The organism is Onishia taeanensis, from assembly GCF_003268885.1.
Taxonomy (GTDB): Bacteria; Pseudomonadota; Gammaproteobacteria; order Pseudomonadales; family Halomonadaceae; genus Onishia; species Onishia taeanensis_A.
Genome location: NZ_QLSX01000010.1, coordinates 17,556 through 33,640 on the forward strand (window position 1 = coordinate 17,556; position 16,085 = coordinate 33,640).

11 protein-coding genes are annotated in these 16,085 nt (G+C 63.6%); 7 read left to right on the forward strand and 4 right to left on the reverse strand.

The window, feature by feature from the left end; all coding sequences use genetic code 11:
* Positions 1-213 precede the first annotated feature (213 nt).
* The 3 genes from BCL93_RS13330 to BCL93_RS13340 all read left to right on the forward strand — a co-directional run bounded on the left by BCL93_RS13330 (position 214) and on the right by BCL93_RS13340 (position 4,175).
* Positions 214-744, forward strand: a complete 531-nt coding sequence (locus BCL93_RS13330) for a (2Fe-2S)-binding protein (RefSeq protein WP_112055763.1) — start codon at positions 214-216, stop codon at positions 742-744.
* Positions 731-3,079 carry a xanthine dehydrogenase family protein molybdopterin-binding subunit gene (locus BCL93_RS13335; protein ID WP_112055764.1) on the forward strand — a complete coding sequence of 783 codons (2,349 nt, stop codon included), beginning with the start codon at positions 731-733 and terminating at the stop codon, positions 3,077-3,079. Before BCL93_RS13330 ends, BCL93_RS13335 begins: the two co-directional genes overlap by 14 nt.
* Positions 3,080-3,167: 88 nt before the next feature.
* Positions 3,168-4,175, forward strand: a complete 1,008-nt coding sequence (locus BCL93_RS13340) for an XdhC family protein (RefSeq protein ID WP_112055765.1) — start codon at positions 3,168-3,170, stop codon at positions 4,173-4,175.
* Between the two features lie 89 nt (positions 4,176-4,264).
* On the opposite strand, the gene BCL93_RS13345 is transcribed toward BCL93_RS13340, so the two are convergent.
* Positions 4,265-5,158 carry a glycine betaine ABC transporter substrate-binding protein gene (locus tag BCL93_RS13345; RefSeq protein WP_112055766.1) on the reverse strand — a complete coding sequence of 298 codons (894 nt, stop codon included), beginning with the start codon at positions 5,156-5,158 and terminating at the stop codon, positions 4,265-4,267.
* A 151-nt stretch (positions 5,159-5,309) separates the two neighbouring features.
* Here BCL93_RS13345 and BCL93_RS13350 point away from each other — a divergent pair, with 151 nt between their 5' ends.
* On the forward strand, positions 5,310-5,879 hold the full coding sequence (locus tag BCL93_RS13350) for an anti-virulence regulator CigR family protein (RefSeq protein ID WP_112055767.1): 570 nt from the start codon (positions 5,310-5,312) through the stop codon (positions 5,877-5,879).
* 128 nt (positions 5,880-6,007) lie between these two features.
* Here the strand turns inward: BCL93_RS13350 and rraA are convergent, their stop codons facing one another.
* The 3 genes from rraA to acnB all read right to left on the reverse strand — a co-directional run bounded on the left by rraA (position 6,008) and on the right by acnB (position 10,157).
* Positions 6,008-6,496, reverse strand: coding sequence for a ribonuclease E activity regulator RraA (rraA, locus tag BCL93_RS13355; protein WP_112055768.1), 489 nt, complete (start codon positions 6,494-6,496; stop codon positions 6,008-6,010).
* Positions 6,497-6,622: 126 nt separating this feature from the next.
* Complete coding sequence (locus BCL93_RS13360; protein ID WP_112055769.1) at positions 6,623-7,222, reverse strand: porin family protein; 600 nt, start codon at positions 7,220-7,222, stop codon at positions 6,623-6,625.
* Between the two features lie 334 nt (positions 7,223-7,556).
* Positions 7,557-10,157: a bifunctional aconitate hydratase 2/2-methylisocitrate dehydratase gene (gene acnB, locus BCL93_RS13365; protein ID WP_112055770.1), complete on the reverse strand. Its 2,601-nt coding sequence runs from the start codon at positions 10,155-10,157 to the stop codon at positions 7,557-7,559.
* Positions 10,158-10,515: 358 nt separating this feature from the next.
* Here acnB and BCL93_RS13370 point away from each other — a divergent pair, with 358 nt between their 5' ends.
* From BCL93_RS13370 to BCL93_RS13380, 3 genes are all read left to right on the forward strand, one after another.
* Positions 10,516-10,950: a DUF1289 domain-containing protein gene (locus BCL93_RS13370; RefSeq protein WP_112055771.1), complete on the forward strand. Its 435-nt coding sequence runs from the start codon at positions 10,516-10,518 to the stop codon at positions 10,948-10,950.
* A gap of 196 nt (positions 10,951-11,146) precedes the next feature.
* Positions 11,147-11,785: a tRNA-(ms[2]io[6]A)-hydroxylase gene (locus BCL93_RS13375; RefSeq protein WP_112055772.1), complete on the forward strand. Its 639-nt coding sequence runs from the start codon at positions 11,147-11,149 to the stop codon at positions 11,783-11,785.
* 192 nt (positions 11,786-11,977) lie between these two features.
* On the forward strand, positions 11,978-15,904 hold the full coding sequence (locus BCL93_RS13380) for an AAA family ATPase (RefSeq protein ID WP_112055773.1): 3,927 nt from the start codon (positions 11,978-11,980) through the stop codon (positions 15,902-15,904).
* The last annotated feature ends 181 nt before the right edge of the window (positions 15,905-16,085 follow it).

A 16,085-nucleotide genomic window follows, 5' to 3' on the forward strand; every position in this document is an offset into this window, starting at 1 on the left:
GCGTGGTGTATGGATGATGGGGGCGTGGTGTATGCCTGCTGCCTGTGTAGTGGATGTGAGGCGGGAGCGTGGAATGGACGTCACGGGCCGAGAGTCGACACCAACCTTCAGCCTGCTAACATTGTGTACGATACAATCTTGCACATGAGACGCCGGCTCACGGCGCGGATGCGGCGCAACGCGCCGCCGATGACTACCTCAGGAGAATTCCCCTTGGCCAGCTTCACTCTGAACGGCAAGCCGGTCAGCGTCGAGGTGTCTCCGCAGACCCCACTGCTGTGGGTGTTGCGGGATCACCTTGGCATGACAGGCACCAAGTTTGGCTGCGGCATCGCCCAGTGCGGCGCTTGCACCGTCCATCTCAACGGCAGCGCCACGCGTACCTGCGTGCTGCCGGTATCCGGCGCCGAAGGCGCCGATATCGTCACTATCGAAGGACTGTCAGACAACGATGACCACCCGCTGCAGCAGGCCTGGCGTGAGCATCAGGTGCCGCAGTGCGGTTACTGTCAGTCGGGTCAGATCATGCAGGCCGCTGACTTCCTGAGCCGCACCCCGGACCCTAGCGACGAGGAGGTCACCCAGGCCATGGCCGGGAATCTCTGCCGCTGCATGGCCTATGTGCGCATCCATCGAGCGGTCAAGCGTGCCGCCGAGATCGGCAGGGCCAGCCAGGCATCCACCGCCGGCGTTGGCGTTTTCGACCCGACCCATGATCAGGAGGTGACCCATGGCCAGGTTTGAAGACCAGCTGGCGGCCGTCGAGGCCAATGGCAGCGACGCTCAGGGCAACGAGAACAATGATGCCCAGGGCATCACGCGCCGCGGCTTTCTGATCGGCACCATGGCCGGCTCGGCGATGATGGCCTTCGGCCTTTCCGGTGTCGCCAGCGCGGCGAGCGGTGGCTCGGCGAGCGAATCGCTGGCTGCGGGTCGCTATGAGCCGACGATCTGGTATGCCATCGCCCCCGACGGCACTGTGACCGTGCATATCACCAAGGCTGAAATGGGCCAGCACGTCGCCACCAGCCTGGCCCGCCTGGTCGCCGAAGAGCTCGAGGCAGACTGGTCCTCCATCGAGGTCGTCTACGTCGATAGCGACCCGAAGTGGGGCTATATGGTCACCGGCGGTAGCTGGTCGGTACACCACAGCTATCTGCCGCTGTCCCGTGCCGGCGCGGCTGGCCGTATTGCCCTGATCGAGGCCGGCGCCAAGCTGCTGGGCGTTGATCCGGCCGATTGCCGTGCCCGCCAGGGCCAGGTGATCAGCGGTGATACGTCGATCAGCTATGGCGAGATCGTGGCTCAGGCGGGTCTCGAGCGCACCTTCTCCGAGGACGAGCTCAAGCAGATCAGCCTGAAGCCTGCCAGCGAGCGCCGTGTGCTGGGCACCAAGGGCGATGCTCTGGACGTGCCGGCCAAGGTCAACGGCGAGGCGATCTATGGCATCGACGTCACCGTCGACAAGATGCTCTATGCCCGCCCTGTGCTGCCGCCGACCCGCTTCGGCTCAAAGCCGACGTCGGTGGACGACAGCGCCGCCCGGCAGATCGAGGGCTATCGCCAGACCATAGAGCTGGACGATCCGTCTGGCGTCTGCCAGGGCTGGCTTGCCGTGATCGCCGACAGCTATTCCTCGGCGATGCGCGCGACCGATGCCCTCAAGGTCGAGTGGCAGCGGGGTGACAGCTACGACATCAGCGAGGCAGATATCCAGCAGCAGGGCCATGCCCTGGTCAAGGCGCCGAGCCGGGATAATGGCTCGCTGTTCGTCGATATCGGCGAGGTGGCCTCGGGTCTCGAGGGCGCGAGTCAGGTGATCGAGTCCACCTACACCACCTCGAGCGTGTTGCACTTCCAGCTCGAACCGGTCAACGCCACCGTGGTCGAGGAAGACGGCCATTGGCACGTGCACTGCGGCAACCAGCAGCAGTCGCTGGCGGTACCGATGCTGGCCAAGGCCCTCGAGGTCGATGCCAGCAAGATTACCCTGCATCAGTATTATCTGGGCGGTGGCTTCGGTCGGCGCCTCTACGGCGACTACACCATTCCGGCGGCACTGGCGGCCAAGGCCCTGGGGCGGCCGGTGAAGATGCTCTTCACGCGGCCCGACGACACCCGTCTAGACTGCGTGCGCTCGCCCTCGGTGCAGCGCCTGCGCTCAGGCCTCGACGGCAACGGCAAGGTGGTAGCCTCCGAGCATGCCGCGGCTGCCGGTTGGCCCTCTGCCGCCATGGCGCCGGCCTTCCTCGCCGAGACGGTCGAGAACGGTGGCAAGGTCGATTCCTTCGCCATCAGCGGTGCCGATCACTGGTATGACGTCGGCGCCCAGCGGGTCTGGGCACAGCAGAACCACACGGCGCATGAGGTCTTCGTGCCGGGCTATCTGCGCTCGGTCGGGCCGGGCTGGACGACCTGGGCCGTGGAGCAGCATATCGACGAGTTGGCACTGGCCGCCGGCCAGGACCCGGCACGTTTCCGGCTCGGCCTGCTCAAGGCCGAGGGTCGCAATTCGGGCCAGGCGCCACACAGCGTCGGCGGTGCTGATCGCCTCAAGGCGGTGCTCAAGCGGGCCATGGACAAGGCCGACTGGGACAGCCGCGACAGCCTGCCCGAGGATGTGGGCATGGGCGTGGCGCTGACCTTCGGCCAGGAGCGCAACATGCCGACCTGGGTCGCCTGTATCGCCCGGGTCAAGGTCGATCGCGGCGATGGGTCGGTCAAGGTCGAGCGTCTGACCACGGTGGCCGATGCCGGCACCCTTGCGCATCCCGACGGTGCCATGGCGCAGCTCGAGGGCTCACTCTTGTGGGGACTTTCCATGGCGCTCTTTGAGGGCACCGAATACGAGAAGGGCAAGCCGAAGGCGCTTAACCTGGGCGCCTACACGCCGCTGCGCATGAACCAAGTGCCAGAGATGGATCTCGAGTTCGTCGACACCGATGCCATGCCGGTGGGCCTGGGTGAGCCGGGCACCACGGTGGTAGCGCCCGCCATCGCCAATGCCATCCAGCATGCCGTCGGCGTTCGCCTGCGCGACATGCCGATGCGCGCCGAGGCGCTCAAGGCCGCCCTCTAGGGCAAGCCTTGCCTCTTGATCCAGTAACGCTGTCCCAGAAGCCCCGTTCCGGCACGTCCGGGCGGGGCCTTCCCGAGTGAGACCTATCATGCAACACCTTGATCTGACGGTGATCCGCCAGGCCCTTGCCTGGGCGCAAGAGGGGCAGACGCTGTGGCTGTGCACGGTGCTCTCGACCTTCGGCTCCTCGCCCAGAGAGCCCGGCGCCTGGCTGGTGGCGCTTCGAGACGGTCGCCATGTGGGCTCGCTTTCCGGCGGCTGCGTCGAGGAAGACTTCCTGGCGCGGCTGTCCGATGGCGCCTTTCAGGCGCCGGTGCAGTGTGTGCGCTATGGCGACGTTGATGGTGAGGAAGGGGGGCTGGACGGGCCCGGTGTCTCGCTTCCCTGCGGCGGTATCCTCGATGTGCTGGTCGAACGCCTGTCACCGGGTGAAGAGACCCTTGAACACCTCACGGCCCTGGAGGCCGCGCTGACGGGCCAGCGGCCGCAGCTTCGTCACGTTGATCTGGCCAGCGGCCAGTCGCAGCTCGAAGACGATTCTGGCCTTGGCGAGCGGGTGGTGCTGCCGGCAGTGGGCAGCGAAGAGGCACCGGGTCAGGTGCAACTGCGCGTCGGCCCGGCGGCCCGGCTGGTACTGGCCGGTATGTCCCCGGTGGCGGAGGCCTGCGCCGAGTTTGCCGTGCGGCTGGGGTTCGAGGTCATCCTCTGTGATCCCCGTCCCGATATCTTCGCAGGAGTCTCGCTGCCCGGCGTCGAGCGGGTCGAGACGCTGCCCTCGGCCTTCATCGCCGGGGGCGGCTGTCACGGGGCCACCGCAGTGGTGGCGCTGACCCATGATCCGCGTATCGATGATCTGGCAATGATCGAGGCCGTCAGAACCGAGGCCTTCTACATTGGCGTGATGGGCTCACAGAAGACTTCCGCGGCTAGGGCCGAGCGCCTGAAACGCAGCGGTGGCCTGAGGGAAGCCGAGCTTGCGCGCATCCAGATGCCGATCGGGCTTAAGCTCGGCAGCAAGACGCCGGCGGAAATCGCCCTCGCGGTGATGGCCGATATCGTGCGGGTGCGCCGGGGGCGGGAGCGTACCGACCTATAAGCATGTTGACGCTTCCAATCAAAAGCGCCCGACCAATTCAATTGGCCGGGCGCTTTTCGTTCTTCGCCACGTCATGCGGCAATGTGGCGTCAGTCGTCGTTGTTGAGACTCTCGTCGACGTTCTGTTCGACGCTATCGCCAACGCTATTGCCGAGCCAGGTAGCGACGAGGTCCGGGTGCGAGTCGACCCAGGCCCGGGCGTTGGCCTCATAGTCGCCGTTGGCCTGGTTGGCGGCCATCAAATCCTGCATGTCCGCGAGGGTCCACTGAAAACGATCGAGGATGGCGGTGATGCCTGGCTTCTCCTCGGCGAGTCCCCTGCGGGTCACGGTGTGGATCTGTTCGTTGCTTGAATAGATGCCCTGGGGATCGTCGAGGTAGCGCAGCGAATGGTCCGAAAAGACCGGATGCGGGGCCCAGGCGGTGACGACGATCGGCTCTTTGCGTGACATTGCGGTCTTGAGGGTTTGGCTCATGGCCGCATCGCTGCCCGCGACCAGCTGCCAGTCCTCGATGCCGTAGGCGTCCATTGCCTGTTCGGTCAGACTCATGATGCCGGCGCCCGGGTCGATGCCGTGGATGCGCTGGCCAAACGTCTCACCGGCGTCCGACAGGTCGGCGATCGAGGTGGCGTCCGCGTAGCTCGGCACGGCCAGGCCGACGCGGGCATCGGTAAGGTTGGGGCCAAGGTCATCGATCTTATCGGCCATGCCTTCGAGGTAGCTGGCCTGAGTGACCGGCAGCCAGGCGCCGCTGAAGGCATCCAGTTCGCCGACTGAGAGTCCCTGCCAGATGGCGGCGAGGCTCACCGAACTAACATCCACTTGATGGCCAGCGTCCTCGAGGACCGCTTTCAAGACATAGGTGCTGGCCTGGCCGGTGGCCCATTCGCCTATGCCAAGACGCAGGCTGTCGGCCTGGGCCAGGGGGCTGACGGCGCCGAGAACAAGGCCGGCAGCAGCGAGCAGTGAGCGACAATACATCAAACAATCTCCAGCAGTAGACAGTAGGAGGAACACCACGTAACGAGTCGACAATGATAACGGTTCTTTGCTGATGACGATGCCGTTCTTGCACTTTCTCGGCCCAATCTGGAACTAGACTGTGGGTATGTCTTCCCATCGTAGGTGTGTAATGAAACGCAAAGGATTCTTTTCTGCTCTGCTGCTTGGCGCTGCCCTAGGGCTGGTACTTGCGTCTGGCCCACTGCTGGCCAAGCCTGACCACGGTCAGGGCGAAGGCCAGGCATCCTGGAAAGCCCCGGGCGATGGACATGACAAGGGGCATCGCGGCCAAGAAAGAGGGCACGGCGGGGGCCAGCACGGTCAGGGCCTGGCCGGTGAGGGGGATCGTTATCGCGATGAATCCCGGGAGCGAGACCGCTACCAGTATCACGAGCGCGAGCGTGATCAGGACGGTATGTGGGGGCCGAGGTTCGACGAGCGCGAGATACGCGAGATCTTCCGCAGCCGGCGAGAGTACCTGGAGCATGACGACCGCGATAGCCTGCCGCCCGGCATCCGCATGAACCTGGAGCGCGGCAAGCCGCTGCCTCCCGGCATTGCCAGAAACTTCGATGAACGCGTGCGCCGTGAGCTGCCTTATTACGACGACTATGAGTGGCGCCGTGTGGGAAGGGATGCCGTGTTGGTCGACCCTGCCAATGAGATCATTCTTGAAGTGATCCGCGACATCCTGCGCTGACCTAGCCTAATCATGACCGAGCCTAACCAGATCAGCGGCGCCGGACAGGCGCCGCTGAGGGCGAAAGCGCAGTTTCTTCCACCATGCGATGCGCGATCACGGTGCTCGAGTAGCTTGCCACGATTGGGTCAGCCCTTCAGGTTAAGCTGCTCCTTGGCGATCAGGATGCCGTTGTTGTCGGCGTAAAGCCATTGCCCGGGGGTGATGGTCACGCCGGCGAAGCTCACGGTGATATCTCGCTGACCTTCACCGCGCTTCTCGCTCTTGCGGGGATGGGCAGCGAGGGCCTGGACGCCGATATCGGTCTCGGCCAGCACATCGACATCGCGCACGCAGCCGTACATCACCACGCCCGCCCAGCCGTTACTGGCCGCCTGCTCGGCCAGCATGTCGCCAAGCATCGCGCAGCGCAGCGAGCCACCGGCATCCACTACCAGCACGGCGCCGTTACCTGGCTCGGCGACGGCCTCCTTGACCCGCGAGTTGTCCTCGAAGCACTTGACGGTGCGCACCGGGCCGCCAAAGGCGTCGCGACCGCCGACGTTGACGAAGATCGGTTCGAGCACCTCGACGTCCGGGTAGGCGTCGCAGATATCGGGCGTGATGATGGAAGTCATGGGATTCTCCTTGAGCTGGAACCCTGATGGTGCCACAACCTTGGCGTTGTGGAACCCCGCGATGGGACATAGAAACGCCGGGCCTGGGCCCGGCGTGTTCTGTTCCGCTGGCCTATCTTCGCGTGATCAGAAGCGCAGGCCTGCCGAGGCGGTGAAGGTGTCGATCTGGTAGTCGCTGTCCAGGTCGTAGCGCTCGTATTCGGCACGGACCAGGAAAGGATCGAAGTTGAACTGAGCGCCGACGCCATAGACCGGATCGGTGCCGTCGTTATCCTCGAGATCCAGGCTGGAGTTGCCAAGGTTGCCATCGACGTTGGTTTCCCACTTTGCCAAGCCGGCTTTGGCGAAGGCCGTGAACCAGGGGGTGATCGGCAGCTGGCCGACAACGTTGACGCCGTAAGCGTTGGACTCGAGGTCGGTGTTGGCGACGTTGTTGCCTTTCAGGCGGGTGCGGCCAAGGTCGGCGTAGAAGACCTCGGTGGCGAAATACGGGTTGAGCTCATAGCCGACGAATCCCTTGAAGACATTGTCATCGTCGTCGACATCGAAGTCTTCGGAGCCGGACTTGATGAAGTTGTCGACGTCCTCCCGGTCATTCTCCAGCGAGCTGAAACCCGTGCCAAGGCCCAGGTAGAGGCCTTCGGCACTCGGAGCGGCGAGCACGGCCGGTGCTGAAACGCACAGGCCAGTGGCGAGTGAGGCTGTAAACAGAGTACGGAGTTTCATGGGCTTCTCCTTGATGGCGATATCTGGGTTGACCTAGGCGTCCCAGCGTTGGTGCATCTTGCCGAGGAAACACGGGCAGTACGGTTGATTGACTAGCCCTCGGAATATAAGCAGAACACTGTTCGATAACAAGGTTTGCTCGGTAACGTCGGGTGAGTTTTTGTTGTGATTGATGGCGCATCGCCAACGCACATGGTCAAAAAAAAGCGCCCCGCAGGGCGGGGCGCTTCGGTCATCGACTCCGGGTTATCTTTACTGACTGCAACGTGAATACGTCAGCAGCGTGATAAACCGGCGATGGTGCGAGCATCGTCGATTAGTGTGATGTCCGGTCTCAGGCTTCGGCGACCGGAATCACGTTCGAGGCAGCCTTCTGGAACTCCTCGATTTCATGGAAGTTCATATAGCGATAGATTTCACCGGCCATCGCATCGAACTCGCCCATGTAGCCCTGGTATTCCTCGACCGTCGGCAGGCGGCCTTCTACCGCTGCCACTGCGGCAAGCTCAGCAGAGGCGAGGAAGACGTCAGCGCCGTCGCCCAGGCGGTTGGGGAAGTTACGCGTAGAGGTGGATACCACGGTGGACTTCGGCGCCACGCGCGCCTGGTTACCCATGCACAGCGAGCAGCCCGGCATTTCCATGCGGGCGCCGGCGCGGCCGTAAATGCCGTAGTAGCCTTCCTCGGTCAGCTGGTGCTGGTCCATCTTGGTCGGCGGTGCCAGCCATAGCTTGGTCTTCAGGCTGCCGGCGGGCTGCTTCTCGAGCAGTTTGCCGGCGGCGCGGAAGTGGCCGATGTTGGTCATGCACGAGCCGATAAAGACTTCGTCGATCTGGCGGCCGGCGACCTCGGACAGCAGGCGGGCATCGTCCGGATCGTTCGGGGCGCACAGTACCGGTTCCTTGACGTCTTCGAGATCAATCTCGATGACTTCGGCGTACTCAGCGTCCTTGTCGGCGCGCATCAGGCTCGGATCGGCCAGCCACTCTTCCATGGCCAGGATACGGCGCTCGATGGTGCGACGGTCGCCGTAACCAGCGTCGATCATCCACTTGAGCAGGGTGATGTTGGACTTCAGGTACTCGGAGACCGAATCCTCACCCAGGGTGATGGTGCAACCGGCGGCGCTACGCTCGGCGCTGGCGTCGGACAGCTCGAAGGCCTGCTCGACGGTCAGGTCTTCAAGGCCTTCGATTTCCAGCACACGACCGGAGAAGGCGTTCTTCTTGCCGGACTTGTCGACGGTCAGCAGACCCTTCTGGATGGCGTAGTAGGGAATGGCGTGAACCAGGTCACGCAGGGTCACGCCCGGCTGGCGCTTGCCCTTGAAACGCACCAGTACCGATTCCGGCATGTCCAGCGGCATGACGCCGGTGGCGGCGGCGAAGGCCACCAAACCCGAGCCCGCCGGGAAAGAGATGCCCATCGGGAAGCGTGTGTGGGAATCGCCGCCGGTGCCGACGGTGTCGGGCAGCAGCATGCGGTTCAGCCAGGAGTGGATGATGCCGTCGCCCGGGCGCAGCGAGACGCCGCCGCGGTTCATGATGAAGTCGGGCAGGGTGTGGTGGGTTTCCACGTCGACCGGCTTCGGATAGGCGCTGGTGTGGCAGAACGACTGCATCACCAGATCGGACTGGAAGCCGAGGCAGGCCAGGTCCTTGAGCTCATCGCGGGTCATCGGACCGGTGGTGTCCTGAGAGCCCACGGTGGTCATCTTCGGCTCGCAGTACATGCCCGGACGCACGCCGTCCAGCCCGCAGGCCTTGCCAACCATCTTCTGGGCCAGGGTGAAGCCCTTGCCGGTGTCGACCGGCTGCTCGGGCAGGCGGAAGACGTCGGACGGCTCGAGGCCCAGGGATTCACGGGCCTTGCCGGTCAGGCCGCGGCCGATGATCAGCGGGATACGGCCGCCGGCGCGGACTTCGTCGAGGATCAGCTGGGTCTTGAGCTCGAAGGTGCTGACCACTTCGTTTGTACCGTGCTTGCAGACCTTGCCTTCGTACGGATAGACGTCGATGACGTCGCCCATCTCGAGTTTCTCGACGTCCATCTCGACGGGCAGGGCGCCGGAATCTTCCATGGTGTTGAAGAAGATCGGGGCAATCTTGCCGCCGAAGCAGAAGCCGCCGGCGCGCTTGTTGGGCACGTTGGGGATGTCGTCGCCGAAGAACCACAGCACGGAGTTGGTAGCGGACTTGCGCGATGAGCCGGTGCCGACCACGTCGCCGACGTAGGCGACCGGGAAGCCCTTGGCCTTCACTTCCTCGATCTGCTTGAGCGGGCCGGTGGTGCCGGGCTCTTCCGGGTTGATGCCGTCGCGCGGGTTCTTGAGCATGGCGTTGGCATGCAGCGGAATATCCGGGCGTGACCAGGCATCCGGGGCCGGGGAGAGGTCATCGGTGTTGGTCTCGCCGGGCACCTTGAAGACGCTCAGGGTGATCTTCTCTTCGAGGGCCGGCTTGGCCAGGAACCACTCGGCGTCGGCCCAGGACTGGATGATGTCTTTGGCCACGGCATTGCCTGCCTTGGCGCGCTCTTCCACGTCGTGGAAGGCATCGAACATCAGCAGGGTGTGCTTGAGCTGTTCGCCCACTTCCTTGGCCAGGCTCTCGTCGTCGAGCAGCTCGACCAGCGAGACGATGTTGTAACCGCCCTGCATGGTGCCAAGCAGCTTGACCGCGTGGGTCTTGTCGATCAGCGGGGACTCGGCTTCGCCCTTGGTGATGGCGGTCAGGAAGCCTGCCTTCACGTAAGCGGCCTCGTCGACGCCCGGCGGCACGCGATCGGTCAGCAGCTCGAGCAGGAACTCTTCTTCGCCGGCCGGCGGATTCTTCAAAAGCTCGATCAGTGCGGCGGTCTGCTCGGCATTCAGCGGCTTGGGCGGCACGCCCTGGCTGGCGCGTTCTTCGACATGTTGGCGATAGGCTTCAAGCACGGAGGGACCCTCATCAAGTTGATCTTCCAGAGCGTGGCCTGCCGACGACACATGGCAAAAAATGATCGTCGATCGTGACGCTCCGGGACTTTCGTTATGCGTCTTGCGGGAGGCATAAAAGTTTACCTGAGTTTGTCGACAATGTTAAGCAAGCCCCCGTTGTCAGGCCTCGTACCTTGGTCGTGGGGTTGGCAAGTGACGCCCGGATGACGCGGCCTTGCATGGCCTGCTGTGCTTTCGGTGCGATGCGGGCCCCAAGCGCGATCGAGCACTAGCAAGAGCCCTGACAAGGGACACGGCAAGAGTGTCGTGGAACCGTCGAGCCGGGTAAGATAGCGGGCAGCAAAGAAGGAGAGTCATGACACGCCGAATCATTTCGCCCTGCGTCGGGCTGTGTTCGACCACCGTCGGTGACGATGTCTGCCGGGGCTGCCAGCGCCATTCCGACGAAATCCGCGACTGGCCTACCTATGAGTTTGATGAGCGGGACCTGCGTCTTGCCGAGCTGGATGCGCTGCGGGTGGCGGCGGCCGGGGAGCTGCTGCGGGTGGTCGATGCCGACATGCTCAAGACCCAGCTAGATCGTCATCGCATCCGTCATCGCGACGACCAGCCGCCGCTTTCTCAGGCGGTGGAGCTTCTGCGGGTGGGGCGCGATCGCATCAATGACCTGTCACGCTACGGACTCGAGGCGGTGGGAGAGGGGCAGGGTCTGTCGCCCGCCGCGCTGCACGCCCAGCTGGTGCCGCGTTTGATGGCAGTGGCCGAGGCCCGGCGTCAGGCATCGACCTGATTCTTGTCATGACAGACCCTCGCCATGCCCCGGCACTCATGATGACGATGACTCAGCCTTTTTTATTGAGCCCTTTTTCATAGAGCCTTGTTGGTAGGGATTGGTTGATAGAGCCCACGTTTGATCGCCCTGATCAATGACCCTGACTATCGCCCTCACTATCATCCTCACTATCACCCTGACGATCTGAGAGACAATGCAAGATACTGTGGAAGACCTGCTACCCGCCGAACTGCGGGACTTTCTGACCTGCGAGACGCCTGATGCCTGGATCGAAGCGGCGCTTGCCCACCCGGACCTGCTGCTGATCGATCATGCGCAGTGCGAAAAGAAGGCCGCCTCGACGGCGATGAGCCTGATGTATCGCTATGTCGATCGTCCGCTTTTGTTGACCAAGATGTCGCAGCTGGCGCGGGAGGAGCTTCTGCACTTCGAGCAGGTGATTCGTGTGATGGAGGCTCGCGGCATCGAGTATCGCCACCTCAGCGCGTCACGCTACGCCGAGGGGCTGCGTCGTCATGTGCGCCGCGAGGACCCGGAGCGGCTGGTGGATATCCTGATTATCGGTGCCTATATAGAGGCGCGCAGCTGCGAGCGATTCGCTCGTCTGATCCCTCATCTCGATGTCGAGCTTGCCAAGTTCTATCGCAGTCTGGTTAAGTCAGAAGGACGCCATTACGAAGATTATCTGATGCTGGCCCGTCGCTATGCCGCAGAGGCGAATGATAAGAGCGTGGAAACGCGCATTACTTTCTTCGCCGACTGCGAACGCCAGCTGATCTGTGAGCCGGATGAGGTATTCCGTTTTCACAGTGGCGTACCTGCCGCAGCCTGAGGGAGTGCCTGCGTTAAGGTGGTGAGACAGCAAGAAGACGCGCGTGAAGGCCAGCCAGAGATGTGACCCGGTCAAGGATACCGGGGACGATACGCAGCCGCGTAAACACAACAAAGGGTTCGGCAGGCTCACTTCGCGTAAGGGTGTCGTAGTTGTCCGAGCCAGCAAGATAATAACGCAGGTACCAACACGATGCGGGAACCCTCAGTCAACGAGCAGTTAGCGCTTTTCGGACACTTTTCCCTGACCCTGGGTGAGGACTGCCTGACCCAGTTCAGCTATGACAAGGTCAAGGCCCTGCTGGTCTACCTCCTGCTCCATGACCAGCCGGTCAACCGAGCGACCCTGGCCGAGCTTCTCTGGCCGGATCAGGGCCTGTCATCCGGCCGAACCAATCTGCGTCATGCCCTTCACTGTCTTCGCCAGTCACTGGGTGACGAGGCCGACCAGGTGCTGGTGGTCTCCCGCCAGACGATCGCCTTCAAGCTGCCCGAGCACTGGGCCTTCGACCTTCATGAGCTGCATGATCTGCTCGATGGGGTGGCGAATATTCCCACGCTGGAAGCCATTCTCGACGCCTATCGTGGCGATCTCGTCGAGGAGCTGCAGCTCACCCCCTGCGCTGAGTTTCAGCGCTGGCTCCTCCAGGTGCGCAACGAGTGGCGCCAGCGGGTCATCGCCTTCGCCGAAACGGTCATCGAAGAACATGACGATGTGCCGGAGTCGCTGCTGCGAACCCTGGTCAGCCGGTTTTCCGGCTACGGCCCCTTCCACGAATGCTTGGTGCGACAACTGGCCGAGCAGGGGCAGTCGGCGGCCGCTCATGAAGAGTACAACGCCTATCTGCAGCTGTTGGCGCTGTCCGGTCAGCAGCCTGACCTCAGCTTTCTCCAGCTGGCCAGGTACTGGTCCGACAGCCAGTCAGAGCTTTCGCCGATCACGCCGCAGGGTGCTTTCTCTCGGGCCATGGCCGCCGACAGTACGCCTCTTCAGGAAGATGAAATCGAGCAGCGACAGCTGTCGGTCATGGCGATTCGCCTGAAGCTTGAAGGCGACTGGCAGGACCGCTCGGAGACCTGCGCCTGCTTGCGCCTGCAGATAGAGCTGCTGCGCTGGCTGGAAGAGCAATGTCATCACCTGGGCGGCTTCTGGCTGACCGGCGCTACCGGTGGGCTGGGCCTTGCCTGCTTCGGCACGCATGGCCCGGCGCATCAGCTCGCTGAACTGGTCGCGCTCTACGAGCACTGCCGTACCACGCTGCCCGAAGAAAGTCAGCGGCGCTGGTCCGGTGAAGGCGAGATGCCGCGATTCACTCTGTCTGCCGGGCTCAACAGCGGTCGGGTGGTCTATGTGCCTGAACGCCAGCTGGTGGACCCGCTCGGTCAGGTAACCCAGCGTTCTCTGGAACTGATGGGCGCGGCCGATGGCAGTGAGCTGGTGATCTCTCATGAATCCAGCCAGCACATGCCGCCGGCGCTGGATCTTCAGCCTCGACTGACCTCGCGGCTGGTGGCCTGCGACGGCAAGGTCCAGCTGCGGGCGCTGGTCCTTGGGGTCAACGAGGGCGGCCGCGATGCGATGCCGCCGAGCCTGGTGGGGCGCGAGTCCGATCTGCGCAAGCTGCGCGACGCCCTCGCTCGGGCAGGCATCGGCCTGCGCCAGAGCGTGTTGGTGCGCGGCCCCTCGGGCATGGGCAAGTCGGCGCTGATGGTGGCGTTTCGCCAGCTCGAACAGAGCCGTGAAGCGGCCATCTGCTGGCAGCCTGCGACACGCATGGCTGCCCAGACGCCCTACAGCGTGGCGCGCACCCTGCTGCGCTGGCACCTGGAAGCAGAGCCCAGCGAAGCGCTGCTGGATGAGTTGCTGGAGGGGTATCCGGCGCTGGAGATCGATGACAACCAGCGCCGGCTGCTGGCCGAGGCTCTGGGCATCTGCCACAGCGACGAGGCGATACTGATCCAGAGCGGCGAGGCGGTCGAACTGGTGGCCAGGTTGCTGCAGCAGCTGATCGAGGCCTTGACCCAGGACTGTCCGCTGGTCTTGATGCTCGATGATCTGCAGTGGCTCGATGAGCCGTCCTACAAGGTGCTCGCCGCTCTGCAGACGCGTTTGCCGATCAACTGTCCGCTGCTGCTGGTGGCAAGCCACCACGGTCGCGAATCGTTGCCTTCCAAGCTGCACTGGGACCAGCAGATCACGCTGGGTCGCCTGGACAATCAGCAGTCTTCGAACCTGCTTTCGCAGCTGGCGCGACGCTACCGTTTGCATCTCAGCCCGCGCCTGCGCAGCCAGTTGATCGAGCGCTGCGATGGGGTGCCGCTGTATTTGCAGGAGATCTGTCGTCGCCTGGACATGGAGCGTCGCGAAGGGCGTAGCGTGCAGATCGATGAGTTGCCGCAGGGCTTGCTGGGCCTGTTGGCGAGCCGTATCGATCAGCTTGACGCCGACCGGGAGGTGGCCCAGATCGCCGCCGTGCTGGGGCGTCAGTTCCGCATGGACTTTCTTGCGGAGTGCAGCGGCTGGGAGGCCGCGCGACTCAAGCAGGCACTTGAACAGATGTTGCGCCTCGAGGTCATCGAACCCTGCACGTCCTCGCCCGAGTGCGAATACCAGTTCAGCCACCAGCTCCTTCAGGAAGCCGCGTACCTTTCATGCCCGCGGGATGTCAGGGTGTCCATTCATCGCCAGGTGGTCAGCCTGATCGAAGAGCGCTTCCCGATCTGGATCAGCCGCCATCCGGGCGACTTTGCCACTCATCTGCGACGCAGCGGGCACTATGCTCGCGGTGCCCGTTACTTCGAGCTGGCGGCCCGCGAGGCGCTCAAGGTCAGTGCCAATCGTACGGCCCTGAAGATGGCCGACGAGGGCTTGGCCAGTCTGCGCCAGGTCGAAGACAGCGCCGAGCGAGAGATCAGCCTGCTGACCGTGCGCGGTCAGGCGGCTTTCGCCATGGAAGGGCATGCCTCGCCCACTGCGCATGAAAGCTTCGTGCGAGCGCGAGACTTGCTGGCGGCCCAGCAGGAATCTCAGGAAGCGTCGCAGGAGGCCTCTCAGCAGGAGCAGGCCGACGATGAGAGCGATCTCGAGCAGCGCTTCCTGGTCAAATGGGGGCTCTGGGTCGGCTGCAGTCAGCGGCATGCCCATGCCGATGCCTTCTCGCTGGCCTCTCAGCTGGCGGGGCTGGCTGCTCGTCTCGAAGACCCTCGCTATCTGCGTCTGGCCGACTATGCCCGAGCCAGCTGCGAATACTGGGCCGGAAGCATCCGTCAGGCCTACGCTCACCTGGAAGAGGTCGATCCGCTGCATCAGCCGATGATGATCGAGTGGCTGCCGTTCTCCGATCATCCTCAGGTGGCTGCTGCCTGCTATCAGGGCTGGGCGCTGTGCCTGCGTGGCGACTATCGCCGAGCAGAGGTGCAGGCAGAGGCGGCGATTCGTCTCGCCGAAAGCCTCAATCATCCGGGCTCGCTTGCCATGGCCTTGATGTATGCCGCTGCCGTCTATCGACAGCTGGGGCATGTGCATCTGGTCAGTCGCCGTGCGCAGCGTGCCTTCGAACTCACTGGCACGCCGGATCTGCACTTATGGCAGATGTCGTCCCAGAGTCTCTTGGGGTGGGAGAAGGCGCTGGCGGGTGATCGTGAAGGGCTCAAGGTGATCGAGGCCTGCATGGAGGAGTTCGATGCCATTTCTGGCCGTCATCGCTACCAGACGCCGATGTTGTGGTGGATCGATGCGCTGGTCGTGTGTGAAGAGTTCGAGCGCGCCGAAGACTATCTCGATCAGTGCCTGCTGGTGGCGCAGGAGCGCAGCTCGCTCTACATGCCGGAGCTGGCCATTCAGCTGGCGCGGGTGCGCCACCGTCTTGGCCATCCGGTCGAGGAAGTGCGCCGTCTGGCCGAGCAGGCGCTGGAGCAGGCCCGCGAGCACGATAACCTCCATCAACAGCTGAATGCCCTGGAGCTTTGGCTGACGCTGGTGGACCCGCAGGATGTGGCCGCGCGTGATGCGTTCCGCAAGCTTTTGGGTAGCGTGAGCGTCAGCGATGCGCCGGTACTCATGCGCTGGCGGACCCTGCTTGATCATCGGCTGGAGGCGCCGGCGCGGGCGGAAAGCTAGCGGCGACCTGAGACCTGGGACGCGAGCTGAGGGCAAGACCCTCGGCGCACCTACCGCGCTTGGCGAGTATCAAGAAAATAGTGCGCATGAAGGAAATAGTGCGCATGACGAAAAACGGCCCATCCGCCTGGCGGATGGGCCGTTGTGTTGCTGGGCGAAAAGCATCGGTCGGGTGGAAGCG

Excerpts from the sequence above, each read along its gene's own strand:
- BCL93_RS13360 (WP_112055769.1), bottom strand. The coding sequence starts at position 7,222 with ATGAAACTCCGTACTCTGTTTACAGCCTCACTCGCCACTGGCCTGTGC.
- BCL93_RS13345 (WP_112055766.1), bottom strand. The coding sequence starts at position 5,158 with ATGTATTGTCGCTCACTGCTCGCTGCTGCCGGCCTTGTTCTCGGCGCC.
- BCL93_RS13380 (WP_112055773.1), top strand. The coding sequence starts at position 11,978 with ATGCGGGAACCCTCAGTCAACGAGCAGTTAGCGCTTTTCGGACACTTT.
- BCL93_RS13375 (WP_112055772.1), top strand. The coding sequence starts at position 11,147 with ATGCAAGATACTGTGGAAGACCTGCTACCCGCCGAACTGCGGGACTTT.
- BCL93_RS13350 (WP_112055767.1), top strand. The coding sequence starts at position 5,310 with ATGAAACGCAAAGGATTCTTTTCTGCTCTGCTGCTTGGCGCTGCCCTA.
- BCL93_RS13335 (WP_112055764.1), top strand. The coding sequence starts at position 731 with ATGGCCAGGTTTGAAGACCAGCTGGCGGCCGTCGAGGCCAATGGCAGC.
- BCL93_RS13340 (WP_112055765.1), top strand. The coding sequence starts at position 3,168 with ATGCAACACCTTGATCTGACGGTGATCCGCCAGGCCCTTGCCTGGGCG.
- BCL93_RS13370 (WP_112055771.1), top strand. The coding sequence starts at position 10,516 with ATGACACGCCGAATCATTTCGCCCTGCGTCGGGCTGTGTTCGACCACC.
- rraA (WP_112055768.1), bottom strand. The coding sequence starts at position 6,496 with ATGACTTCCATCATCACGCCCGATATCTGCGACGCCTACCCGGACGTC.